Origin of the sequence: Vibrio owensii CAIM 1854 = LMG 25443, assembly GCF_000817815.1 — a bacterium.
Classification (GTDB): Bacteria; Pseudomonadota; Gammaproteobacteria; order Enterobacterales; family Vibrionaceae; genus Vibrio; species Vibrio owensii.
Genome location: NZ_JPRD01000024.1, coordinates 54,474 through 75,619 on the forward strand (window position 1 = coordinate 54,474; position 21,146 = coordinate 75,619).

Consider the following 21,146-nt stretch of genomic DNA (forward strand, 5'->3'; position numbering starts at 1 on the left):
GGAGTTGTTATGTCACTGCTTAAAGTGGTCTTCCTAGACCGCGCGACCATCCCCACTCAAATTCAAATACCTCGTCCAAGCTTTGCCCATGATTGGGTGGAATACGATCTGACTTCTTCTGAGCAAGTTGTTGAGCGTCTCGCTGATGCGGATATCGTGATCAGCAACAAGGTGGTGCTCGACCAATCTGTTCTCATTCAACTTCCTAACCTCAAGATGATTGCCGTCGCGGCAACGGGCTTTAATAACGTCGATATCAACTATTGCGCCGAGCACAATATCGCAGTTGCTAACGTGCGTGGCTATGCGACTCGGTCTGTTCCAGAGCACGTTATCGCAATGCTGTTTGCCTTGCGTCGTAACTTGTTTGGTTATCATCAAGATATTGCTGCAGGTGAGTGGCAACGCAACAAGCAGTTCTGCTTCTTTACGCATCCGATTGGAGACGTTGCAGGTAGCACTTTAGGTGTGGTTGGCAGCGGTGCATTAGGTCAGGCGACGGCACAATTGGCAAAAGCATTGGGCATGACTGTGTTGTTTGCTGAGCGTAAAGGCGCAACGGAGTGCCGAGAAGGCTATGTTTCTTTTACCGAGATGTTGGAGCAAGCGGACGCCATCACTCTGCATTGTCCACTGAATGATGAAACACGTAATTTGATTGGCGAAGCCGAACTCAAGCTGATGAAGCCTACATCAATCTTGATTAATACCGGGCGTGGCGGCTTGGTGGATGAACAAGCTTTAGTGGATAGCTTAAAACAAGGTGAGATTGCAGGGGCAGGGTTTGATGTCTTTACCCAAGAGCCAGCTGATGAGAGTAATCCGTTGATTGCCAATATGCACTTGCCGAATCTATTGTTGACACCACACGTCGCCTGGGGCAGTGATTCATCGATTCAGCGTTTAGCTGAGATTCTGATAGAGAATATTAACGCCTTTGAACGTGGAGAAAACCTTAATCGTTTGGCGTAATGCCAGAAAATAGGCATGAAAAAAGCAGACTCAAAGGTCTGCTTTTTGCTTTCTTAAACACCGAATTAAATTTCTTCTTCTTCGTGCGCTTTTAGAATTTGGAAGATTTCACGGTAAGATTTTGCTGGTTTGCCGGCTTTCTTCTCTTTCGCTGCTTGGCGAGCAAGTTGGCGTAGGCGTTGACGGTCCGCTTCTGGGTACAGTTCCATTACGTCATCAATCGCTTTATCGCCTTCTTCTACAACACGATCACGCAACGCTTCTAGCTTGTGCAGAGCGGCTGTTGCTTGTGAGTGCTTGTTGCGCACTTTGTCCAGTGCCGCTTGAATTGGCTCTGGATCTTCGTAACGCATTAACTTACCGATACGTTGCAATTGACGACGGCGTGCTTCGTTTTTAAAGCGCTGCGCATCAGCAATTGCTTCGCGTAGGTCTTCGCTCAATGGAAACTTTTCGAGAACTGCTGGCTTAAGGCCGACAAGCTCTTCGCCAAGCTTTTGCAGCTCTTCCATGTCTCGCTTCATCTCGGATTTACTTACCCAGATGATCTCTTCTTCTGGTTCCCATGGCGCTTTTTGATTCTTACGTGCCATTTCAGTTGCCTGTGTTTTGATTAATATTATGACTATTTTAACAAGAATCGTGGGGAGAAAGCGAAATTCTTGTTATTCTATTGTACATCGAATACATGATGTGAAAGACAATGGATATTAAACAGCAGGTTGCTGAGCAACGTACCGAGCTAGAACAAGCCGTTTCACGTGCACTAGAAATCGCTGCGGCGAAGTCTGATGCCGCTGAAGTCGCAATCACCAAGAGCACGGGTTTGAGTGTTTCCACTCGCATGGGTGACGTGGAAAACGTTGAATTCAACAGCGATGGCGCACTGGGCATTACTGTCTACCGTGGTCAACGCAAAGGCAGCGCTTCCACATCTGACTTGAGCGAAGCAGCTATTGAGCAAACGGTATTAGCGGCGCTAGACATTGCTCAATACACATCAGAAGACCCATTCGCAGGTCCCGCTCCAAAAGAATACATGGTGAAAGAGGTGCCTGACTTAGACCTTTTCCACCCAGACGCACCCGATCCAGATTACGCTGCACAAGTTGCGATTGCTGCTGAAAAAGAAGCGCTGAACTACAGCGATGCGATTAAGCAAAGCGATGGTGCGAGCTACGACAGTCACTACGGTGTAAAGGTTTACGGTAACAGCCACGGCTTGCTAGCAAGCTACGCATCGAGCCGTCATAGCACCAGTTGTTGTGTGATTGGTGTAGGTCAAAACGGTGAGATGGAACGCGATTACAGCTACACCGTTGCTCGCCATCGTGACGATCTTTGGTCACCAGAAATGGTTGGCCGCAAAGCAGCTGAGAAAACCATCAGCCGCCTTGATGCGCAAAAGCTTAAGACTGGCAAATACCCAGTAATGTTTGCGGCGGACGTAGCGACAGGCTTGATTGGTCACTTAGTGATGGCAATCAGCGGTGGTAACCTGTACCGCAAATCATCTTTCCTATTGGATCACCTTGGTAAGCAAGTATTGCCGGAGTGGTTCAACATTTCTGAGCGTCCACACGTATTACGTGGTTTGGCTTCAAGCCCATTTGATAGCGAAGGTGTATACACACAAGATCGCGAAATCATCACCGATGGTGTACTGGCTACTTACTTATTGACCAGCTACGCGGCTCGCAAGATGAAGATGGATCCAACGGGTCACGCTGGTGGTATCCACAACTGGTACGTAAATTCTACCGGTCAGAATTTCGAGCAAATGCTGAAAGAGCTCGGCACAGGTCTACTGGTAACAGAAACCATGGGTCAAGGCGTGAACGTTGTGACTGGCGATTACTCTCGCGGTGCAGCTGGTTTCTGGGTTGAGAACGGTGAAATCCAATACCCAGTGTCTGAAATTACCATCGCGGGCAACCTGAAAGACATGTTCAACCAGATTGTTGCTGTGGGTAGTGATGTAGAAACACGCTCGCAAATCCAAACGGGTTCTATCTTGTTGGATACTATGAAGGTTGCCGGTGAGTAAGCTTGCTAAACGCTAGATACGAAAAAGCCTGATGTGTTCATCAGGCTTTTTTATTGCTCGTTATTGGCAGTTCGCTACATGGCTTAAATCATTAAGGTTGCGAGACCGAGGAAGACCGACAGACCAATCACATCGGTTACGGTCGTCAGCGCCATACCACCTGCAAGGGCTGGGTCGATGTTCATTTTCTTCAGTAGGATTGGGATGGTAACACCGGCAACACCCGCGACCAGTAGGTTGGTCAGCATAGCTGCTGAGATAATCCCACCAAGCATCCAGTTACCTTTCCAAGCAACCACAATACCACCGATGATCAGCGCCCACATGATGCCGTTTAGTAAGCCGATAGCGGCTTCTTTCATCAAGAGTTCGCGTTTGTTCGAGTCACCGATATGACCGAGCGCTAAGCCACGGATAACAAGCGCTACGGTTTGGTTACCGGCCACACCACCCATGGAAGGCACGATCGTCATTAGGACTGCAATCGCAGCCATTTGGTCTAGAGTTGCTTCAAACATGTTAGAGACAGAAGCAGCGGCCAGTGCAGCAAGTACGTTGGCACCTAACCAGATACTACGTTTACGCGCTGATTTAACTACAGGCGCGAAGGTATCTTCGTCGTCATCCATACCAGCCATACTCATCATTGAGTGTTCAGCGTCTTCACGGATAACGTCGACCACGTCATCGATGGTAATACGACCGACAAGATGCTGGTTTTCATCCACAACAGGAGCGGACACCCAGTTACGACGTTCAAACAGGCTTGCTACGTCAGAGTCACTGGTATCTACTGTAATTGCATCGTCGGCGTCTTCCATGACTTCACTGACTTTGACATCAGGCTGCGTCGTGATCAGTGTTGTGATAGGCAGTTCACCAATCAGTTTGCTGTCATCATCTATCACGTACAGTGCATCGGTTGCTTCGGGCAGTTCGCCTTTCATGCGCAGGTAACGCAGGACTACGTCGACATCAACGTCACCACGAATGGTGATTACGTCGGTGTTCATTAGTCCACCTGCGGTATCCTCAGGGTAGGATAGGGCGGTTTCAACGCGCAGACGATCGGCAGAGTCCATCTGGGAAAGAACTTCGCGTGAGACGTCGTCAGGCAAGCTACGCAGTACGTAAGCCACGTCATCGGTGTCCATGCCTTCCGTCGCTTCTGCAAGCGCTTCAGGAGCCATTTTGGACACAAGACTGTCTTTAACGTCTTCGTTTAGCTCGTCAAGAATCTCACCGTAATCTTCTGGGTCGGTAAGTTGCCAAAGAACCTCACGACTTTTACGCGGGGAAGCTTCTAAAAGGTGGGCAATATCCTCAGGCTCCATGTCCTGAAGTTGGCGACGAACATGGACGAAGCGGCCGTTTTCCAGCGCTTCAGTGACTTCTTGGAGGGCTTGGTGAGCTTGGTCGAATTCTATTTGCTCTGCCATTCATTCCTCCCAATTCCTGATATTTACAATGCTTTGAATAATAACTTAATTCTAGGCACCTTTTAATAACAACTTATGAAAGTCGACAAAATTATTTATCGGAATTTAAGTCGGAGGTGAAACTTATGTGGGATATCTGGCTAGAGATAATAAAAAAGCGAGTGAATCACTCGCCTTCATCAAACTTGTCTTCAATCAAATGACAAACCGCATCAAGGGCTTGCTCAGATTGATCACCAGTGGCGTGGATAGTCACGTATTGTCCTTGGGCAGATTCCAGCATCAACAACCCCATGACACTGTCTGCGGTCGCGGTTTTGTCTTCTTCGTTGTCGATGGTGATCACCGCATCGAAGCTTTGCGCCAGTTCTACCAGTTTAACCGCAGCACGGGCGTGCAAGCCTAAGCGGTTTTGGATCAATACTTTACGACTTATTTCCACCGTTATTCCTTAACGTTCTTTTCCAATGAAGTGTGGCGAATTTGTACTTGGTGTCCTTTGTCCGCAAAGAACTCACCGATTTTTTGAGTTAAGTACACTGAGCGATGCTTACCACCAGTACAACCAATCGCAACCGTTAGGTAGCTGCGGTTGTTTTTCTCTAGCAGTGGTAACCAAGTCTCAATGAAACTCTCAATTTGGTATTTAAGATCAAGTACCGATTGGTGTTGTTCTAGGAAAGCACCGATTGGCGCATCTAAGCCGGTCAGTGGGCGCAAGGCTGGTTCCCAATGTGGGTTTGGCAAGAAGCGTACATCGAACACGTAATCGGCATCAGAAGGAAGGCCGTATTTGAAACCGAATGATTCAAACACCATGACTAAGTCTTTACGATCACGCCCTTGAACGCGCATACGGATCGTTTCGCTGAGATCATGCAAAGATTGACCGCTGCTGTTCAGCACTAAATCAGCGTGCGCTTTGAGTGGCATTAAGATCTCTTGTTCAAGCTCAATGGCCTGATCAAGCGACAATGACTGACTACCAAGCGATAACGGGTGAATCCGTCGTGTTTCGCTGTAGCGAGTAAGGAGCGTTTCTTTATTCGCGTCTAAGAACAGTACCGTCACATCCAGTTCAGCTTTCAGCTTCTCTAGGGTGGTGTTCAGTTCTTTGAGTTTCTTAGGAATGTTTCGAATATCAATGCTTACTGCAACGTTCTGTTTGCTCTCTGATACAGATTGAACAAACGCGTCAAGCAAGTTTACTGGTAGGTTGTCTACACAGTAATACCCCAAGTCTTCTAGTACGCGCAGGGCAACACTCTTCCCGGCACCGGAATGCCCGCTAACAACGATTAATCGCATGGTGATCGTCCTGATTACTGATGAATCATAATGTCGTAGAGTTCTTCATCACTCTGAGCGTTACGCAGGCTCTTTAGCACTTGCTTGTTGCTCAGGCGTTCTGCCATAGAGGATAGTGTTTTGAGGTGCTCTTTGCACTGTTCTTCTGGAACAAGAAGAGCAAAAAGAAGGTCGACAGGTCGGTTGTCGATAGCATCAAACTCAATCGCCTCGTCACATTGCAGTAATACGGCGATGGCTTTGTCGCTAGATTGCATTCTTGCGTGAGGGATAGCAATACCGTTGCCGATACCCGTACTACCCATTTTTTCTCTGCTGAGCATACACTCAAACAGTTCTGTAGAATCTTGGCCCGTGTTCTCAGCAACAATTTGGCTGATCATCTCTAGGGCACGTTTCTTACTTGTACAATGGACTGCACTTTTGGTGCAGTCCAGTGACAGTATCTCGCTCAATTGCATGATTAATGACTGTTTAGTTTTTCTTTGTGCTTGTTAAGTTGACGAACTAATTTATCCACCAGCGAATCAATTGCTGCATACATACTTTCGTCGTTCGATGACGCGTGGATTTCGCCCTGATTGATGTGGAGCGTAGCTTCCGCTATTTGGTTGAGTTTTTCAACTTTTAGTACGACTTGGACTTGGTTAATGTGGTCGAAGAACCTTTCGAGCTTCTGAAACTTAGATTGAACATAGTCTTGCATTGAATCGGTAAGATCAACGTGATGGCCTTGAATATTGATTTGCATAGACTTTCCTTTTCAGTTGGTGCCTTAAAGTAGGCGTTTACGCTGACTTGAAGGGGCGATACCCAAGGATTCGCGATATTTCGCTATCGTTCGTCTCGCGACTTGAATCCCTTGGTCAGCCAGAAGAGCAGCAATCTTGCTATCACTTAGTGGTTTAGCGGTATTCTCCGCTGCGACCAGTTTTTTGATAAGAGCACGAATTGCTGTGGACGAACATTCTCCACCATTGTCTGTACTAACATGGCTAGAGAAGAAGTACTTCAATTCAAAAATGCCACGTGGGGTATGCATAAACTTCTGTGTTGTTACACGAGAGATTGTCGATTCATGCATGTCCACATCCAATGCTACATCGTTTAGTACCATTGGTTTCATGGCTTCTTCACCATACTCGAAGAAATCTTGTTGATGTTCAACAATACATCTTGCAACTTTGAGAAGCGTCTCGTTTCTGCTTTCTAGGCTCTTAATCAGCCATTTTGCCTCTTGCAAATTGCTGCGAATGTACTGGCTATCCGCACTGTTGCCTTTGCCTAGTTGCGCATATTGTTGATTTACTTTTAGTTTCGGAATGCTGTCAGGGTTAATGGACACAGTCCACTTACCATGATCTTTAAATACAGACACATCCGGAATGACGTATTCAGTGTCATCGGGTGTGATGCGGCTGCCTGGGCGAGGGTCAAGTTGTTGAATCAACTTCAATACTTCACGCAGGTCAGCTTCTTTAAGCTTAGTCTCTTTGATAACAAGCTTGTAGTCGCGATTACCAAGGTGATCGATATGATCGCTAAGAATCATCTTTGCTTCAGCAAGCCACGGCGTGTCTTCAGGGAAAGTCGCAAGTTGCAGCAGTAGGCACTCTTGTAGATTGCGAGAAGCAACGCCAAGTGGGTCAAACTGCTGAATACGCTTACGTACTGCTTCTACTTCATCCAATTCTACTTCTTCGTTGTCGAAGCTCTCGTGAATTTCTTCAGGAGAAAGGGTTAGGTAGCCGTAGTCGTCGATGGCATCGATGATCGCGAGGGCAATGGTGCGGTCGGTTTCACTGAAAGGCGTTAAATCTAGCTGCCACATAAGGTAATCATGCAGCGATTCGGTAGTTTCACCTTGGTAGACAGGCATGTCGTCATCAAGCGCTAGGCCTGTACTGCCCGTATTTGCGCTATAAACATCATCCCAAGTGGTATCGATTTCTAGCTCAGAGCTGATTTCTGATTTCTCAATTACATCTGAACTGTCTGGCAGATCGGGCTCTGAGGCATCGTTGGCTTCGTTCGCACTGTTATCAGCAGATTCAGACGCTGATTTGTCTTCACCGTTTGCTTGAGGTTCTTCGTGGCCTTCTTCAACTTCCAGTAGCGGGTTGGAGTCCAGTGCTTCTTGGATTTCTTGTTGAAGATCGAGCGTCGACAATTGCAACAAACGAATCGCTTGCTGCAGCTGCGGCGTCATGGCTAACTGTTGACCTAGCTTGAGTTGTAATGAAGGTTTCATTCAGTGTTACTTACCTTGTAATGCTCAGAATCTTACCGTTCCTAATGTAATCATAGACGGAATTGTTCGCCGAGATAAACTTGTTTCACCTGCTCGTTATTGAGAACTTCATCCGGAGTTCCCGATGCAATTAGGTGTCCTTGGCTTACGATATAGGCTTTTTCACAAACGTCCAAGGTTTCGCGAACGTTATGGTCAGTGATTAACACGCCAAGGCCGCGATCACGCAAGTGTTCAATGATTTTTTTGATGTCGTTAACCGAAATTGGGTCAACACCCGCGAACGGTTCATCCAACAAAATGAATTGAGGGTTAGCAGCCAGTGCTCGCGCAATCTCTACACGGCGGCGCTCACCACCTGATAGTGCCATACCCGCACTGGTGCGTATGTGCTGTATGTGGAATTCTTCCAACAAATCTTCAAGCTTATCTTGGCGTTCTTCTCGAGTAAGCTCTTGGCGAGTCTCTAAAACAGCCATAATGTTATCTTCCACCGACAGCTTACGGAAGATCGACGCTTCTTGTGGTAGGTAGCCAATACCCAAACGAGAGCGGCTGTGCATCGGAAGGATACTGATATCCTGATTGTCGATAGTAATGGTGCCTTCATCACGTGGCACCAAACCCACGATCATGTAAAACGATGTGGTTTTACCCGCACCGTTTGGCCCCAAAAGACCAACGATTTGGCCAGATTCTACTTCGAGACTTACATCGGTAACGACCTTGCGCTTTTTGTAGCTCTTCGCAAGGTTCTTTGCGCTCAGTACTGCCATATTAGTTCTCGATTTGGTTCGGTTGTAGGATGGTGGTTACGCGCTCATCCTTCGAGCTGTCAGCGACAAGCTTCTGTTGACCAATTTGGTAACGGATCGACGAACCTTTGATGGTATTGCCGTCTTGTGCTAGTTGCGCTTGACCTTTCATGGTCAGTTCATCAGTAGAGATTCGGTAGTCTAACTCAGTTGCTTGACCACTGAGTGTTTTGCCATCGTCCATCAACTGAGAAAACTTCGCAGGTTTGCCAAAAGCTTGTATCTGCTTAATAGACTCAGTCTTAGGATCGCGAGTCACAACGATTCTGTCAGCATCGATATTGATGCTACCTTGCTTAAGCGACACATCACCTTTAAAGATCACCTGATTACTCTTCATGTCCACCTGTTGGGTGTCTGAATTGATGTAAACTGGCTGTTGAGTATCCGACTTAAGTGCTAACGCTTGTGGCGCTGCTAAAACCAATGCCAATAGGCTAAGGTGTAACGGTTTCATATCGACCTTGAACTTCATCAGTCAGAGTCGCAGTGTGAGCTTTTAAGTTGCCCTGCATTGCGCCTCCGGTAGTTTCAAATTGCGGTCCAACCAACATCACTTGTTGATCGGCTTTAAAATCACGATTGCTTAGATTGATGACCAGTTTGTCTGTTGCCATGGTGTCGAAACTCGCATCAGGCAATAGATTCTGCATAAGTACTTTGTCGTACAAGGTCAGAATTTGGTCTTCATCTAGCACTGCTCTTGTTGCAGTAACTTTCCACTCCACAACGCTACCTTCGCGGTAAACCATAAGCGTTGGGCTTTTAAAAATCGTGTCTCCACTCTTGGCATAATGATCCAAGTTAGTAGAACGGATGATGTAACTGCGGACACCATTTTCACCATAGGTGATGTTTTCTAGTCCAGTACCACTGAACATAGGCAGCTCTAAATTTGGTGCTACTTGGATATCTTCATTACCTTTTGGCGTGAGTAGGTAATAACCACACCAAGCGACAACAAAAACCAAGAGCAAATAAATAAGGCGAGTAAAACTCATAAAATAAAGGCCTTTATCTTAGCTCAGTACTTCCCTGACCATTGCCTTAATCTGTTAAATCAATTCGTTAAGTCTTTTGGGGGCGTGATCTTACATCACGCCTGCTTTAAGTAAATCATGCATATTCAGTGCGCCAACAATTTTATTGTCATCGCACAAGATCAGAGCATTGATGTTCTTGTCTTGCATTAAGTTTAGCCCTTCCACTGCCAGCATTTCTGGGTGCGCGGTGGTAGGGTTCTTCGTCATTACGTCACCGATCGCTGTGGTATGGATATCAATACGTTTGTCCAGAGTACGGCGCAAATCACCATCGGTGAATATACCAAGCATAGCATCGTGCTCATCGACAATAGCGGTCATACCCAAGCCTTTTTCAGAAATCTCGAGTAAGGCGTCACGAATCAGAGCATCCGGTGATACTTTTGGTAGTGCATTACCGAAGTGCATTATATCAGACAGTTTAAGCAGCAATTTTCTTCCCAGTGCACCGCCAGGATGTGACAAGGCAAAGTCTTCTGCTGAAAAACCACGAGCTTGCAATAGCGCAACCGCAAGGGCATCGCCCATTACTAACGTCGCTGTTGTGCTGCTTGTCGGAGCAAGGCCCAGCGGACAAGCTTCTTTAGGGACTGTAATTTGCAAATGCAGATCGGACAGTTTCGCCATATTTGATTCTGGCTTGCCTGTCATACTGATGATTTTGATGTTCAGGCGTTTCAAAACTGGGAATAGAGACAAAATCTCATGAGACTCTCCCGAGTTTGAAATCGCAATAACAATATCACCCGCGCTGATCATGCCTAGGTCACCATGCGCAGCTTCGCCAGGGTGAACGAAAAATGCCGAAGTGCCAGTGCTCGCAAGGGTCGCAGCAATTTTATTGCCGATATGACCTGATTTGCCCATGCCCATTACGACAACTTTGCCGTTATTGGAAAGAATCAATTCGCAAGCTTGTTCAAACTGCGCGTCAAAGTATTGGTCAAGTTGTTGTAAGGCCGTTACTTCGATATCGAGAACTTGTTTAGCAGCAGCGCGAAAATCAAATTGAGTGGACATATCAGTGCTCCAATTTGTCTTTACTTATTATGTTATTAAGCGGCCATGTTTGCGAATAGGTACACTTGGTAAGCCAAGAAACACACAAACAGGATGCCACCTTCAAGGCGGTTAATGCTGCGTGATTTACCAAGACACATCGCTACCAAGAGTAGAGATACACCTAGCATCACCCAGAAGTCACGACCCATTGCGTACTCGCTCAAGGTTGAAGGGTTAATGATGCCTGGTAGGCCCATTACCGCAAGAATATTGAATACGTTTGAGCCGATGATGTTACCTACAGCCATGTCGTCTTCGCCTTTTAGAACGCCAGCAAGAGAAGCTGCCAGCTCAGGAAGACTTGTACCAATGGCAATGATGGTTAGGCCGATAACGAGATCACTCATGCCGAAGTACTTAGCAATAACCACGGCGTTATCAACCAGCATGCTTGCTGCCAAAGGAAGCAGTATCAAGCCAATCACTACCCACATAACGGCTTTTGAGTTGCTCACACCGTCTGGAACTTCAGACTCTTGCTCATCAACGAAAGCATCGCCTGCTTTTTGTTCTTTGCGGCTGATTTGCAGCATGGCAAATAAGAAGCCACCAAACAAAACAAACAGCAGTACACCTTCGTAGAAACCTAGATGACTGTCCCAAAGTAAAATACCCGCTAGAACCGTCACTGCTATCATCAAAGGCAACTCACGACGAATAACGGCAGAACTGATAGAAAGCGGTTTAATTAGGGCTGTAATACCTAGGATCAGGGCGATGTTGGCAATGTTTGAACCCAGAACGTTACCTACAGCAGTGTCGGTTTTGCCATCCCATGCTGCGGTTGCAGAAACCATCATTTCTGGTGCCGAAGAGCCCATTGCTAGAATGGTCATACCGATCACTAGAGGTGAAATACCGACGTTGCGGGCCAGAGCGGCAGAACCAAAAACAAGTTTATCTGCACTCCAAACAAGTAAAACAAGACCGACGATAAGCAACGCTACGGCTTCGAGCATGATGATTCCTAAGTAATAAAATAAGTGAAATGAGTAACCGCTAATTTTGACCTTTTGCGGCCAAAAATGGAAGATAAACAACAAATAAATTAAAGGTTAGTAACGAAATTGTGTTTAATTGTTGCTCATATACGCGTCGTTCAGAATACGGTTAATCTGGCATGGGATATAAACACCTTCCTGTCATTTCGTCATAATTTATGAAGAATTGCTTGAATTTCGCGGGCTTTATTTAATTGAACAGTGCTTTTAATTAACGTTCAATGTGCTTATGATTGCAGCCTAATAAGTGTACCGAAGTCACTTTAGGATATTCTCGACGTAATATCTTGAAAACAATCGGGGTTGAGTTGGATTGCAACTCTGTGAGAACCGCTCACAAACAGTAGAAGAGATAGTATGTCGAACAACGATTTAGTTACCGTTAACAATCTCACTTTTTCACGCGGCGAACGCAAGATCTTCGATGGTGTTGATTTGTATGTGCCAAAAGGAAAAGTGACCGCCATTATGGGGCCGTCAGGGATTGGTAAAACGACACTGCTGCGCCTGATCGGCGGGCAGCTTTATCCTGAGCAAGGAGAGATCTGGTTTGATGGCGACAATATCCCATCACTATCTCGTAAAAAGCTTTACCACGCGCGAAAGAATATGAGCATGTTATTTCAGTCGGGCGCTTTGTTTACTGACTTGAACGTGTTCGACAACGTGGCGTTTCCTTTACGTGAACACACGGAACTTTCTGAAGAATTCATCCGTACCATGGTGCTGCTAAAGCTTGAAGCCGTTGGCTTACGTGGTGCGGCAAAGCTGATGCCTAGCGAATTATCTGGCGGTATGGCTCGACGTGCTGCGTTAGCGCGTGCAATTGCACTTGATCCAGACCTCATCATGTACGATGAGCCGTTTGTTGGGCAGGACCCAATCACCATGGGTGTGCTGGTTGAATTGATCAGTAATTTGAATCGAGCACTGGGTTTGACTTCAATTGTTGTTTCTCACGACGTTCCTGAAGTGATGAGTATTGCCGATTGGGTTTACTTGATGGCTGATGGCAAAATCATTGCGTTTGGTACGCCGCAAGAACTGAGAGATAACCCTGATCCTCGCGTGCAGCAATTCTTAAAAGGTGAAGCTGATGGGCCAGTGCCTTTCCGCTTCCCTGCTCAAAGTATCGAAAAGGACTTATTTGATGGCCGATAGCTTTATTCAATTTGTCGCTTCTTTAGGAAGACGCACGCTCGCCATCTGTGAAGCGTTTGGTCGCGCGACTTTAATGCTCATTGGCGCCTTGGTGACTCGACCTCAGCCAATAAAAAACTTTCCGTTACTGATTAAACAGCTTTACTCGGTTGGCGTACAGTCATTGGCGATTATCGTCGTTTCGGGTTTGTTTATCGGTATGGTGCTTAGTCTGCAAGGTTATGTTGTGCTGGTGGACTATGGTGCAGAGGGTAGCCTTGGTCAAATGGTGGCTCTATCGTTGCTACGTGAACTTGGCCCTGTTGTTACGGCGCTTTTGTTTGCTGGCCGTGCTGGCTCTGCTCTGACAGCAGAAATCGGACTCATGAAAGCAACGGAGCAGCTTTCTAGTATGGAAATGATGGCCGTCGATCCACTAAAACGTGTTATCGCACCGCGTTTTTGGGCTGGTGTCATCTCAATGCCTCTATTGGCTATGATCTTTATGGCGGTTGGCATTTGGGGAGCTCAGATTGTCGGTGTGGATTGGAAAGGCGTAGACCACGGTAGCTTTTGGGCTGCGATGCAATCTTCGGTTGAATTAGGTCAAGATATCGGTAACAGCATGATCAAATGTATTGTGTTCGCGATTACCGTTACTTGGATCGCTCTATTTAATGGCTATGACGCTATTCCAACTTCGGAAGGGATCAGCCGAGCAACGACGCGCACTGTTGTGCATTCTTCTTTAGCAGTACTGGGACTAGACTTTGTACTGACCGCATTGATGTTTGGGAATTAATCATGCAACAAACACGTAAAACAGAATTATGGGTTGGCAGCTTTGTATTAGCAGGAATTTGCGCGATTCTTGTGATGATTTTTCAGGTTGCTGACGTAAAAAGCATTGGCTCTGGCAATACTTACACCCTGAAAGCCGAGTTCGATAATATTGGTAGTTTGAAAGTTCGCTCTCCAGTGAAAGTTGGTGGCGTTGTTATCGGTCGTGTAAGTAACATTACACTTAACCCTGATAGCCTATTACCGGTCGTGAGCTTGTCGATTAACAGCCAGTACAACCAGTTCCCTGAAACTTCTAGTGTGCAAATTTTGACATCAGGATTGATTGGTGAGCAGTACATTGGCTTGGTTCCGGGCTTTGTTTTTGACGATGAAGAAATGCTTGTTGATGGTGATACCATTGAAGACACTAAATCTGCATTAGTATTAGAAGACCTGATTGGTCAGGTACTGTACAGCATTGGTGGCTCAGGCGATTCTGGTGACACGAGTAAGGAATAACCCATGTTTTCTAGACTATTACTTTCATTCGTAGCGGCGTTTACTGCTTTTGGTGCAGTGGCAGCTGAAGTAGATAAAACTCAGCCATATTCAATGATGAAGCAGGTTGCTGAAGTGACGTTTGAGCGTCTGAAAAACGAGCAACCGCAAATCAAACAAGATCCAAACTTGCTCAAAACCATTGTTGAAGAAGAGCTGATGCCTTACGTCAACGATCGCTATGCAGCATTGAAACTGCTTGGTCCAAACTTGAAAGGGGCGAAGCGTGAAGATGTGGGTGAATTCATCACAGCATTCCGTGCTTATTTGGTGACTTCATACGCGCAAGTGTTAACACAGTACACGGATCAACAAATTGAATTTGGCCCTGAGCCAAAGCTGGACCCTTCTAAGCGCATTACGAGCATCAAAGTTGATATCATTGACGCGCCGCGTCCAAATATCAAACTTGAGTTCAAACTGCGTAAAGATAAGAAAACCGGTGAATGGTTAGCATTCGACATGGTTGCAGAAGGTATTAGCTTACTATCGAGCAAGCAATCAGAGTGGAATACTCAGATTCGCCAAGACGGTATTCTTGCGGTCGCAAAAGATTTAGAGAAACTGGCAGCACAGCCAATTCGCTTCGAGGCAGCAAAGTAATGGCGCAGTCTCATTCTCAGTGGCATTTACAAACAGACATTCTTAAGCTTACAGGGGCGCTGGATCGCGATACAGTGCCCGCATTGTGGGCGGTGGCACAGCAATGGCAACCTTCTCAAACCGAGCTAGAATGCTCGCTCCAAGAGATTGAACGCATTGACTCTGCGGGAATGGTGATGTTAATCCACTTATTAGAGCATGCAAAAAAGCAAAACTGTCATATAATGCTCAGTTTCGTGCCGGCGCAATTGCGCACTTTGTTTCAGCTGAGCAACGTTGAATCTTTAGTGGCCAAACATATACAGAATTATCAGGGGTAAATTGTGGATAGCGCAAAAGTACAACAGTTACTAGAAGAAGCACTAAACCTTCAAGAAGTGCATGTAAAAGGTGAAGGTAGCCACTATGAGGTGGTTGCTGTTGATGCTTGTTTCGATGGAATGAGCCGCGTTAAGAAGCAGCAGTTAATTTACGGTCCTCTGATGGATTACATCCAGCGTAACGACATTCACGCGCTATCGATCAAAGCGTTCACTCCAGAAGAGTGGGCTCGTGATAAGAAGCTAATGTCGCTTTAAGGTTTATTGATGGAAAAGTTTCGAGTTATTGGGTCAGATAAACCACTGGTTGGTGAAGTGACCATTTCAGGTGCAAAAAACGCAGCACTGCCGATTTTATTTGCGTCTATCTTGGCGGAAGAGCCTGTAGAAGTGGCGAACGTGCCACACCTTCGTGATATCGACACAACCATGGAACTGCTTAAGCGTCTTGGCGCAAAAGTAAGTCGTAATGGTTCCGTTCATGTCGATCCAAGCAGTATCAACGAATACTGTGCTCCTTACGATTTAGTAAAAACCATGCGTGCGTCTATTTGGGCGCTTGGTCCTCTTGTCGCTCGATTTGGCCAAGGTCAGGTTTCTCTACCTGGCGGTTGTGCTATCGGTGCTCGTCCTGTTGATCTACACATTACTGGTCTAGAACAGCTTGGCGCAACCATCACACTAGAAGATGGTTACGTGAAAGCGGAAGTCGATGGTCGCCTTAAAGGCGCGCACATCGTGATGGACAAAGTGAGTGTTGGTGCAACGATCACTATCATGTGTGCAGCAGCGCTTGCTGAAGGCACAACAACGCTAGACAACGCAGCGCGTGAGCCTGAAATCGTTGATACAGCGGATTTCCTAAACACACTTGGCGCAAAAATCTCTGGTGCGGGTACAGATACCATCACTATCGAAGGTGTTGAGCGTCTAGGTGGTGGTAAGCACAGCGTTGTGGCTGACCGTATCGAAACCGGTACCTTCCTAGTTGCAGCAGCGGTTTCTGGCGGCAAAGTTGTATGTCGCAACACCAATGCACATCTGCTAGAAGCGGTATTGGCGAAGCTAGAAGAAGCGGGCGTATTAGTAGAAACTGGTGAAGACTGGATTTCTGTTGATATGACAGACCGTGAACTGAAAGCAGTAAGCATTCGTACGGCTCCGCACCCAGGTTTTCCTACTGACATGCAGGCGCAATTCACGCTATTGAACATGATGGCGAAAGGCGGCGGCGTGATCACTGAAACGATCTTTGAAAACCGTTTCATGCACGTACCTGAATTGATGCGTATGGGCGCGAAAGCAGATATCGAAGGTAATACGGTTATCTGTGGCGACGTAGACTCTCTAAGTGGCGCACAAGTGATGGCAACTGACCTACGAGCTTCGGCAAGTTTGGTGATTGCAGGTTGTATCGCAAAAGGCGAAACCATCGTTGATCGCATCTACCACATCGACCGCGGTTACGACAAAATCGAAAATAAACTGTCTGCACTTGGCGCAAATATTGAGCGCGTGAGTGAGGCAGGTTAAACTGCATCGCAGTTGACCTAGATATAAAGAGAGCCGAAACTCAGGTTTCGGCTTTTTTATATCGCGCTTTCTGTCATAGTTCATGACTATGTTCAAAGAGACAATAATAGCTGTAGCTGGCGCAAAGCCGGTTCCTGGAGAACAACAATGATTGCACTGTTACGTGTATTTGCTGTCGCAATTTTCGCAATTGTGATGTTTATTGGTGGTTGTGGTTACTGCCTACTAAGCCCTCGAAACCCTAAGCACGTGTTCACCTTTGGTCGTCTATTCGGCAAGATGTCGCGCGTATTTGGTATCAAGCTTGAGCTGCGTCTTCCGGAAGATGCGTACTCTCGCGGTCAGCATGTTTACATTGCTAACCACCAAAACAATTGGGACCTTTTCACTGTCTCTTCTGCAGTAACACCAAAAGTGGTAACAGTAGGTAAAAAGAGCCTAGCGTGGATGCCGTTGTTTGGTCAGCTTTACTGGCTAACAGGTAACATCTTGATTGACCGTGCAAACAGCTCTAAAGCAAAAGGCACTATCGACCAAGTCGTGGACAGCATCAAAAACAGTGATGTTTCAGTATGGATGTTCCCAGAAGGTACGCGCTCACGTGGCCGTGGCTTACTGCCATTCAAGACTGGTGCATTCCATGCCGCTATCGGTGCAGAAGTGCCAATCATTCCAATCGTGTGCAGTTCGACAGACCATATCAAATTCAACCGCTGGAACAATGGTCATGTGATCATTGAGATGCTGCCACCAGTTAGCTCTGAAGGTTACGGTAAAGAAGGCGTACGTGAGCTAGCGAATATTTGCCGCGAGCAAATGAAAGAGAAGTTGGCTGAGTTGGATGAAGAAGTGAAACAGCGCAACGCTGCTTAAGTTTTACTGCGATATCATTACAAAAAGACAATAAAAAACGGGTAGCCTGAGCTACCCGTTTTTTTATGCTTGTCAGCAAATGCAATTATTTGCGAACTGCAATTGCTTCAATCTCGATGCCTACATCTTTAGGTAGACGAGCTACTTCTACGCAAGAACGAGCAGGGTAGTTTGCTACTTCATGCTCATCGAAGAACTTGCCGTAAACTTCGTTCACTGTACCGAAGTCGTTTAGGTCTTTCACGAATACTGTCATTTTAACGATGTCAGTCACTTTAAGGCCTGATGCTTCAACAACAGCTTTTACGTTCTCTAGAGATTGACGAGCTTGCTCTGCGATGTCTGCAGACACTTCACCTGTCGCTGGGTTTACTGGGATTTGGCCAGAAGTTAGAACCATGTTGCCTAGATCTACGCCTTGAACGTAAGGACCGATTGCTGCTGGTGCAGACTCAGTGTGAAGTACTTTCGTCATTTGAATTGTTCCATCTGTTTAGGGGGAATAAAGAGTTTGCTCAAGTATCTTGAGCGTTCTTAAGAAGAATCAGTTTGCCTTTAAACATGAAGCACGTAAAGAGCAAAATACCCCGCACTAGCGGGGTATTAGTCAATTTATCGTTAGCAAGAATCGAAGCGAGAAATTAACGCTCAGTCACGATCTCACGTGCGAATACTTTCTCACAGTATTTACACTTCAGACGGATTTCTTCCTTCTTCTCGAACACTTGGAAGCTGCTCGCAACTGGCTCGTTGTGGGTAATGCAGTTAGTGTTTGGGCATTCAAACACGTTTTTAACTTGCTCTGGTAACTCCAGAGCAAGCTTCTTCACAACTTCGTAGTTTTCGATTTGGTTTACTGTCGCATGTGGTGCGTAAAGTGCCAGCTTACTTGCCTGCTCTTCGTTGATGAACACGTTCTCAATCTTCAGTAAGTCTTTGTGACCGAGTGCTGATGAAGGCAGGTTCAGACCGATGGTTACGCGTTGAGAAGAGTTGTGCATATCGAACAGTTTCAGCACCTTAATACCAATTTGCGCTGGAATGTGGTCGATTACCGTGCCGTTTTTGATTGCTTCTACCTGCAATTGAGTTTCTTTAGCCATGTTATTCTCTCCCTCGATTACAGTGTTTCGTTAAGAACCAGTGCCAACAACGCTTGGCGCGCGTAAACGCCGTTTTCTGCTTGTTGGAAATAGTAAGCGTGTGGTGTTACGTCGACGTCTGTGGTGATTTCATCCACGCGTGGAAGTGGGTGAAGTACTTTCAAGTTCTCACGCGCACCTTCCAGTAGTGCCGCTGTTAGGATGTAAGCTGACTTGATGTGCGCGTATTCAGATTCATCGAAGCGCTCTTTCTGTACGCGAGTCATGTACAGAATGTCTAGCTCAGGAATCACGCTTTCCATATCTGTGTGCAGGCTGTATTGGATACCTGCTTCATCTAGCTCTTCGCATAGGTAGTCTGGCATCGCAAGTGCTTCTGGTGCAACGAAGAAGAAACGGATGTTATTGAACTTCGCCAATGCTTGCGTCAATGAGTGTACGGTGCGGCCGTACTTTAGGTCACCAACGAACGCAACGTTCAGGTTGTCTAGACGACCTTGTGTTTCCGCGATGGTGTATAGGTCGAGTAGCGTTTGCGTTGGGTGTTGGTTTGCACCATCACCAGCGTTGATAACTGGTACGCCGTTAGAAAACTCAGACGCCAAGCGCGCTGCGCCTTCTTGAGGGTGACGCATCACGAATGCATCGACATAAGAAGAGATCACTTGAACTGAGTCAGACAGCGTCTCGCCTTTTTTCGCCAGAGAGGTGTTACCACCGTTATCAAAACCAATAACATCGCCACCGATACGTTGAATCGCTGTTTCGAATGACAGACGAGTACGTGTGGATGGCTCAAAGAAACAGCTCGCTACAACCTTGTTTTTAATCAGTTCTGGACGAGGTTCTTTTTTTAGCTGACCTGCAGTTTCTACAATCAGTTCCAGTTCTTCACGTGAAAGCTCTGGAATAGAGATGATGTGCTTCTGGTAAAGCGAGTTCGCCATGATCTTCTTCCCTATAACAGTGGTGACTATCCCCAAAATTACCCTGATGGAATTTCGGACATAAAAAAACCTCCCCAATTGGGGAGGTTTTAAAATTCAATAGAATTAACGAAAATAACAGCACGTAAGCGTAGTCGCTTAGCTAGAGCAAATCGCGTTTTTACGTCAGCAATCGGCGTGGTCATTTCGTAATCCTCAGACAAATTGCCGAGCATTATACGCTTAACTTTCGTGAGCGCAAGCGATTACATCATGGTTTTTGTTACCATTTTTAATGCTTTGGTTTAGCTGCCTAAGGTTGCCACCATCACGGCTTTAATCGTGTGCATGCGGTTCTCGGCTTCGTCGAATACGATAGAGTATTCAGACTCAAACACCTCTTCGGTGACTTCAAGCCCTTTCATTCCGTATTTCTCTGCTACCTCTTTACCCACAGTCGTTTCATCGTTGTGGAAGGCTGGCAGACAGTGCATGAACTTCACATGAGGGTTACCCGTTTGCTTAATCACATCCATATTGATTTGGTATGGTGTCATCAGCGCAACACGCTCATCCCAAGCCTCAGCCGACTCACCCATCGAGACCCAAACGTCAGTGTATAGGAAGTCACAGCCTTTAACGCCTTCTTCAACGTTTTCCGTCAGCGTGATTTTCGCGCCGGTTTGTTGGGCAATTTCTTGGCAAGTTGCTACTAATGCTTCTTCTGGCCAGAACGCTTTTGGCGCCACAAGGCGGATGTCCATGCCCATTTTTGCTGCGCCAACCATGAGTGAGTTACCCATGTTATTGCGAGCATCACCAAGGTAGGCAAACGTCATTTCATGCAGTTGTTTCCCACGTCCGTGCTCTTGCATGGTCAGGAAGTCTGCAAGGATTTGAGTAGGGTGGAACTCATTCGTTAAACCGTTCCAGACAGGTACACCAGCATAAGTACCAAGCTCTTCAACGATCGATTGACCAAAGCCACGGTATTCGATGCCATCGTACATACGACCAAGAACACGAGCGGTATCTTTCATCGATTCTTTATGACCGATCTGTGAGCCAGAAGGACCGATGTAAGAGACTTGAGCGCCTTGGTCAAAGGCCGCGACTTCAAACGCACATCGGGTACGAGTAGAAGATTTCTCAAAGATTAGTGCGATGTTTTTACCTTGAAGTTTCTTCTGCTCTGTTCCTGCATATTTAGCTTTTTTCAGCTCTGCAGACAGTTCGAGCAAAAACTGGATCTCTTTAGTTGAGAAGTCCAATAGCTTCAAAAAGTTGCGATTACGTAGATTGAAAGCCATAGCTCGTCCCTTAGGTCGTTTGGTTGATAAAGAATAAAAGCATTAAAACATATAAATGC

Annotated in this window: 27 protein-coding genes; 10 read left to right on the forward strand and 17 right to left on the reverse strand. The window is 46.4% G+C overall.

The window, feature by feature from the left end:
• Nucleotides 1-9: 9 nt before the first annotated feature.
• Nucleotides 10-972, forward strand: coding sequence for a D-2-hydroxyacid dehydrogenase (locus H735_RS14930; protein ID WP_020195890.1), 963 nt, complete (start codon nt 10-12; stop codon nt 970-972).
• Nucleotides 973-1,037: 65 nt separating this feature from the next.
• Here H735_RS14930 and yjgA read toward each other — a convergent pair whose 3' ends face one another.
• Nucleotides 1,038-1,565 carry a ribosome biogenesis factor YjgA gene (yjgA, locus tag H735_RS14935; RefSeq protein ID WP_005442209.1) on the reverse strand — a complete coding sequence of 176 codons (528 nt, stop codon included), beginning with the start codon at nt 1,563-1,565 and terminating at the stop codon, nt 1,038-1,040.
• Nucleotides 1,566-1,675: 110 nt separating this feature from the next.
• Between yjgA and pmbA the strand changes: the two genes are divergently transcribed.
• Nucleotides 1,676-3,019, forward strand: coding sequence for a metalloprotease PmbA (gene pmbA / locus H735_RS14940; protein ID WP_005442211.1), 1,344 nt, complete (start codon nt 1,676-1,678; stop codon nt 3,017-3,019).
• Between the two features lie 83 nt (nt 3,020-3,102).
• Here the strand turns inward: pmbA and mgtE are convergent, their stop codons facing one another.
• From mgtE to H735_RS14995, 11 genes are all read right to left on the reverse strand, one after another.
• Nucleotides 3,103-4,458: a magnesium transporter gene (gene mgtE / locus H735_RS14945; protein WP_005432861.1), complete on the reverse strand. Its 1,356-nt coding sequence runs from the start codon at nt 4,456-4,458 to the stop codon at nt 3,103-3,105.
• Between the two features lie 166 nt (nt 4,459-4,624).
• The gene (locus tag H735_RS14950) at nt 4,625-4,900 is read right to left on the reverse strand and encodes an HPr family phosphocarrier protein (RefSeq protein ID WP_005442213.1); all 276 of its coding nucleotides are present in this window, start codon (nt 4,898-4,900) and stop codon (nt 4,625-4,627) included.
• A gap of 2 nt (nt 4,901-4,902) precedes the next feature.
• Nucleotides 4,903-5,766 carry an RNase adapter RapZ gene (gene rapZ, locus H735_RS14955; protein ID WP_005442214.1) on the reverse strand — a complete coding sequence of 288 codons (864 nt, stop codon included), beginning with the start codon at nt 5,764-5,766 and terminating at the stop codon, nt 4,903-4,905.
• Between the two features lie 14 nt (nt 5,767-5,780).
• The gene (gene ptsN, locus H735_RS14960) at nt 5,781-6,227 is read right to left on the reverse strand and encodes a PTS IIA-like nitrogen regulatory protein PtsN (protein WP_020195889.1); all 447 of its coding nucleotides are present in this window, start codon (nt 6,225-6,227) and stop codon (nt 5,781-5,783) included.
• Between the two features lie 2 nt (nt 6,228-6,229).
• On the reverse strand, nt 6,230-6,517 hold the full coding sequence (gene hpf, locus H735_RS14965; RefSeq protein WP_005432838.1) for a ribosome hibernation promoting factor: 288 nt from the start codon (nt 6,515-6,517) through the stop codon (nt 6,230-6,232).
• A gap of 24 nt (nt 6,518-6,541) precedes the next feature.
• Nucleotides 6,542-8,017 (reverse strand): RNA polymerase factor sigma-54, encoded by a 1,476-nt coding sequence (locus tag H735_RS14970; RefSeq protein WP_005442216.1) that lies wholly within the window; start codon nt 8,015-8,017, stop codon nt 6,542-6,544.
• Between the two features lie 50 nt (nt 8,018-8,067).
• Nucleotides 8,068-8,793 carry an LPS export ABC transporter ATP-binding protein gene (gene lptB / locus H735_RS14975; protein WP_005432855.1) on the reverse strand — a complete coding sequence of 242 codons (726 nt, stop codon included), beginning with the start codon at nt 8,791-8,793 and terminating at the stop codon, nt 8,068-8,070.
• Between the two features lies 1 nt (nt 8,794).
• Complete coding sequence (gene lptA, locus H735_RS14980) at nt 8,795-9,289, reverse strand: lipopolysaccharide transport periplasmic protein LptA (RefSeq protein WP_005436379.1); 495 nt, start codon at nt 9,287-9,289, stop codon at nt 8,795-8,797.
• Nucleotides 9,270-9,833, reverse strand: coding sequence for an LPS export ABC transporter periplasmic protein LptC (gene lptC / locus H735_RS14985; RefSeq protein ID WP_009707639.1), 564 nt, complete (start codon nt 9,831-9,833; stop codon nt 9,270-9,272). Before lptC ends, lptA begins: the two co-directional genes overlap by 20 nt.
• A 90-nt stretch (nt 9,834-9,923) precedes the next feature.
• Nucleotides 9,924-10,895, reverse strand: coding sequence for an arabinose-5-phosphate isomerase KdsD (gene kdsD / locus H735_RS14990; protein ID WP_020195888.1), 972 nt, complete (start codon nt 10,893-10,895; stop codon nt 9,924-9,926).
• A 35-nt stretch (nt 10,896-10,930) separates the two neighbouring features.
• Nucleotides 10,931-11,896 carry a calcium/sodium antiporter gene (locus H735_RS14995; RefSeq protein ID WP_009707637.1) on the reverse strand — a complete coding sequence of 322 codons (966 nt, stop codon included), beginning with the start codon at nt 11,894-11,896 and terminating at the stop codon, nt 10,931-10,933.
• Between the two features lie 399 nt (nt 11,897-12,295).
• Here H735_RS14995 and mlaF point away from each other — a divergent pair, with 399 nt between their 5' ends.
• The 8 genes from mlaF (at nt 12,296) to H735_RS15035 (ending at nt 17,748) form a co-directional block, all read left to right on the forward strand.
• Nucleotides 12,296-13,099 carry a phospholipid ABC transporter ATP-binding protein MlaF gene (gene mlaF, locus H735_RS15000; protein WP_020195887.1) on the forward strand — a complete coding sequence of 268 codons (804 nt, stop codon included), beginning with the start codon at nt 12,296-12,298 and terminating at the stop codon, nt 13,097-13,099.
• Nucleotides 13,089-13,880, forward strand: coding sequence for a lipid asymmetry maintenance ABC transporter permease subunit MlaE (gene mlaE, locus H735_RS15005; RefSeq protein ID WP_005436385.1), 792 nt, complete (start codon nt 13,089-13,091; stop codon nt 13,878-13,880). Before mlaF ends, mlaE begins: the two co-directional genes overlap by 11 nt.
• 2 nt (nt 13,881-13,882) lie before the next feature.
• Nucleotides 13,883-14,380 (forward strand): outer membrane lipid asymmetry maintenance protein MlaD, encoded by a 498-nt coding sequence (gene mlaD / locus H735_RS15010; RefSeq protein ID WP_005436386.1) that lies wholly within the window; start codon nt 13,883-13,885, stop codon nt 14,378-14,380.
• A gap of 3 nt (nt 14,381-14,383) precedes the next feature.
• The gene (gene mlaC, locus H735_RS15015) at nt 14,384-15,022 is read left to right on the forward strand and encodes a phospholipid-binding protein MlaC (RefSeq protein WP_005436387.1); all 639 of its coding nucleotides are present in this window, start codon (nt 14,384-14,386) and stop codon (nt 15,020-15,022) included.
• Entirely contained in the window at nt 15,022-15,342 is a 321-nt protein-coding gene (locus H735_RS15020; protein ID WP_005436388.1) for an STAS domain-containing protein, read from the forward strand. The genes mlaC and H735_RS15020 overlap by 1 nt, the downstream gene beginning before the upstream one ends.
• Nucleotides 15,343-15,345: 3 nt before the next feature.
• Complete coding sequence (ibaG, locus tag H735_RS15025) at nt 15,346-15,600, forward strand: BolA family iron metabolism protein IbaG (protein WP_005432865.1); 255 nt, start codon at nt 15,346-15,348, stop codon at nt 15,598-15,600.
• 9 nt (nt 15,601-15,609) lie between these two features.
• On the forward strand, nt 15,610-16,875 hold the full coding sequence (murA, locus tag H735_RS15030) for a UDP-N-acetylglucosamine 1-carboxyvinyltransferase (RefSeq protein ID WP_020195886.1): 1,266 nt from the start codon (nt 15,610-15,612) through the stop codon (nt 16,873-16,875).
• A gap of 147 nt (nt 16,876-17,022) precedes the next feature.
• A complete protein-coding gene (locus H735_RS15035) occupies nt 17,023-17,748 on the forward strand; it encodes a 1-acylglycerol-3-phosphate O-acyltransferase (RefSeq protein WP_020195885.1) in 726 nt (241 codons plus the stop codon).
• A gap of 85 nt (nt 17,749-17,833) precedes the next feature.
• On the opposite strand, the gene H735_RS15040 is transcribed toward H735_RS15035, so the two are convergent.
• The 5 genes from H735_RS15040 to H735_RS15055 form a co-directional block, all read right to left on the reverse strand.
• Nucleotides 17,834-18,223 (reverse strand): RidA family protein, encoded by a 390-nt coding sequence (locus H735_RS15040; protein WP_005432832.1) that lies wholly within the window; start codon nt 18,221-18,223, stop codon nt 17,834-17,836.
• A gap of 166 nt (nt 18,224-18,389) precedes the next feature.
• Nucleotides 18,390-18,851 (reverse strand): aspartate carbamoyltransferase regulatory subunit, encoded by a 462-nt coding sequence (pyrI, locus tag H735_RS15045; protein ID WP_020195884.1) that lies wholly within the window; start codon nt 18,849-18,851, stop codon nt 18,390-18,392.
• A gap of 17 nt (nt 18,852-18,868) precedes the next feature.
• Nucleotides 18,869-19,798 (reverse strand): aspartate carbamoyltransferase, encoded by a 930-nt coding sequence (gene pyrB / locus H735_RS15050; RefSeq protein WP_005441998.1) that lies wholly within the window; start codon nt 19,796-19,798, stop codon nt 18,869-18,871.
• An 89-nt stretch (nt 19,799-19,887) separates the two neighbouring features.
• Nucleotides 19,888-20,013, reverse strand: a complete 126-nt coding sequence (locus tag H735_RS32030) for a hypothetical protein (RefSeq protein ID WP_005432831.1) — start codon at nt 20,011-20,013, stop codon at nt 19,888-19,890.
• A gap of 69 nt (nt 20,014-20,082) precedes the next feature.
• A complete protein-coding gene (locus H735_RS15055) occupies nt 20,083-21,087 on the reverse strand; it encodes an ornithine carbamoyltransferase (protein ID WP_020195883.1) in 1,005 nt (334 codons plus the stop codon).
• Between the last annotated feature and the right edge of the window lie 59 nt (nt 21,088-21,146).

Coding starts and splice junctions, on each gene's coding strand:
- kdsD (WP_020195888.1), bottom strand. CDS start 10,895: ATGTCCACTCAATTTGATTTTCGCGCTGCTGCTAAACAAGTTCTCGAT.
- H735_RS15055 (WP_020195883.1), bottom strand. CDS start 21,087: ATGGCTTTCAATCTACGTAATCGCAACTTTTTGAAGCTATTGGACTTC.
- mgtE (WP_005432861.1), bottom strand. CDS start 4,458: ATGGCAGAGCAAATAGAATTCGACCAAGCTCACCAAGCCCTCCAAGAA.
- rapZ (WP_005442214.1), bottom strand. CDS start 5,766: ATGCGATTAATCGTTGTTAGCGGGCATTCCGGTGCCGGGAAGAGTGTT.
- mlaC (WP_005436387.1), top strand. CDS start 14,384: ATGTTTTCTAGACTATTACTTTCATTCGTAGCGGCGTTTACTGCTTTT.
- murA (WP_020195886.1), top strand. CDS start 15,610: ATGGAAAAGTTTCGAGTTATTGGGTCAGATAAACCACTGGTTGGTGAA.
- pyrI (WP_020195884.1), bottom strand. CDS start 18,851: ATGGCTAAAGAAACTCAATTGCAGGTAGAAGCAATCAAAAACGGCACG.
- mlaD (WP_005436386.1), top strand. CDS start 13,883: ATGCAACAAACACGTAAAACAGAATTATGGGTTGGCAGCTTTGTATTA.
- ptsN (WP_020195889.1), bottom strand. CDS start 6,227: ATGCAATTGAGCGAGATACTGTCACTGGACTGCACCAAAAGTGCAGTC.
- H735_RS32030 (WP_005432831.1), bottom strand. CDS start 20,013: ATGCTCGGCAATTTGTCTGAGGATTACGAAATGACCACGCCGATTGCT.
- mlaE (WP_005436385.1), top strand. CDS start 13,089: ATGGCCGATAGCTTTATTCAATTTGTCGCTTCTTTAGGAAGACGCACG.
- pmbA (WP_005442211.1), top strand. CDS start 1,676: ATGGATATTAAACAGCAGGTTGCTGAGCAACGTACCGAGCTAGAACAA.
- lptC (WP_009707639.1), bottom strand. CDS start 9,833: ATGAGTTTTACTCGCCTTATTTATTTGCTCTTGGTTTTTGTTGTCGCT.
- H735_RS15035 (WP_020195885.1), top strand. CDS start 17,023: ATGATTGCACTGTTACGTGTATTTGCTGTCGCAATTTTCGCAATTGTG.
- pyrB (WP_005441998.1), bottom strand. CDS start 19,798: ATGGCGAACTCGCTTTACCAGAAGCACATCATCTCTATTCCAGAGCTT.
- H735_RS15020 (WP_005436388.1), top strand. CDS start 15,022: ATGGCGCAGTCTCATTCTCAGTGGCATTTACAAACAGACATTCTTAAG.
- lptA (WP_005436379.1), bottom strand. CDS start 9,289: ATGAAACCGTTACACCTTAGCCTATTGGCATTGGTTTTAGCAGCGCCA.
- yjgA (WP_005442209.1), bottom strand. CDS start 1,565: ATGGCACGTAAGAATCAAAAAGCGCCATGGGAACCAGAAGAAGAGATC.
- hpf (WP_005432838.1), bottom strand. CDS start 6,517: ATGCAAATCAATATTCAAGGCCATCACGTTGATCTTACCGATTCAATG.
- lptB (WP_005432855.1), bottom strand. CDS start 8,793: ATGGCAGTACTGAGCGCAAAGAACCTTGCGAAGAGCTACAAAAAGCGC.
- mlaF (WP_020195887.1), top strand. CDS start 12,296: ATGTCGAACAACGATTTAGTTACCGTTAACAATCTCACTTTTTCACGC.
- H735_RS14970 (WP_005442216.1), bottom strand. CDS start 8,017: ATGAAACCTTCATTACAACTCAAGCTAGGTCAACAGTTAGCCATGACG.
- H735_RS14930 (WP_020195890.1), top strand. CDS start 10: ATGTCACTGCTTAAAGTGGTCTTCCTAGACCGCGCGACCATCCCCACT.
- H735_RS14995 (WP_009707637.1), bottom strand. CDS start 11,896: ATGCTCGAAGCCGTAGCGTTGCTTATCGTCGGTCTTGTTTTACTTGTT.
- H735_RS15040 (WP_005432832.1), bottom strand. CDS start 18,223: ATGACGAAAGTACTTCACACTGAGTCTGCACCAGCAGCAATCGGTCCT.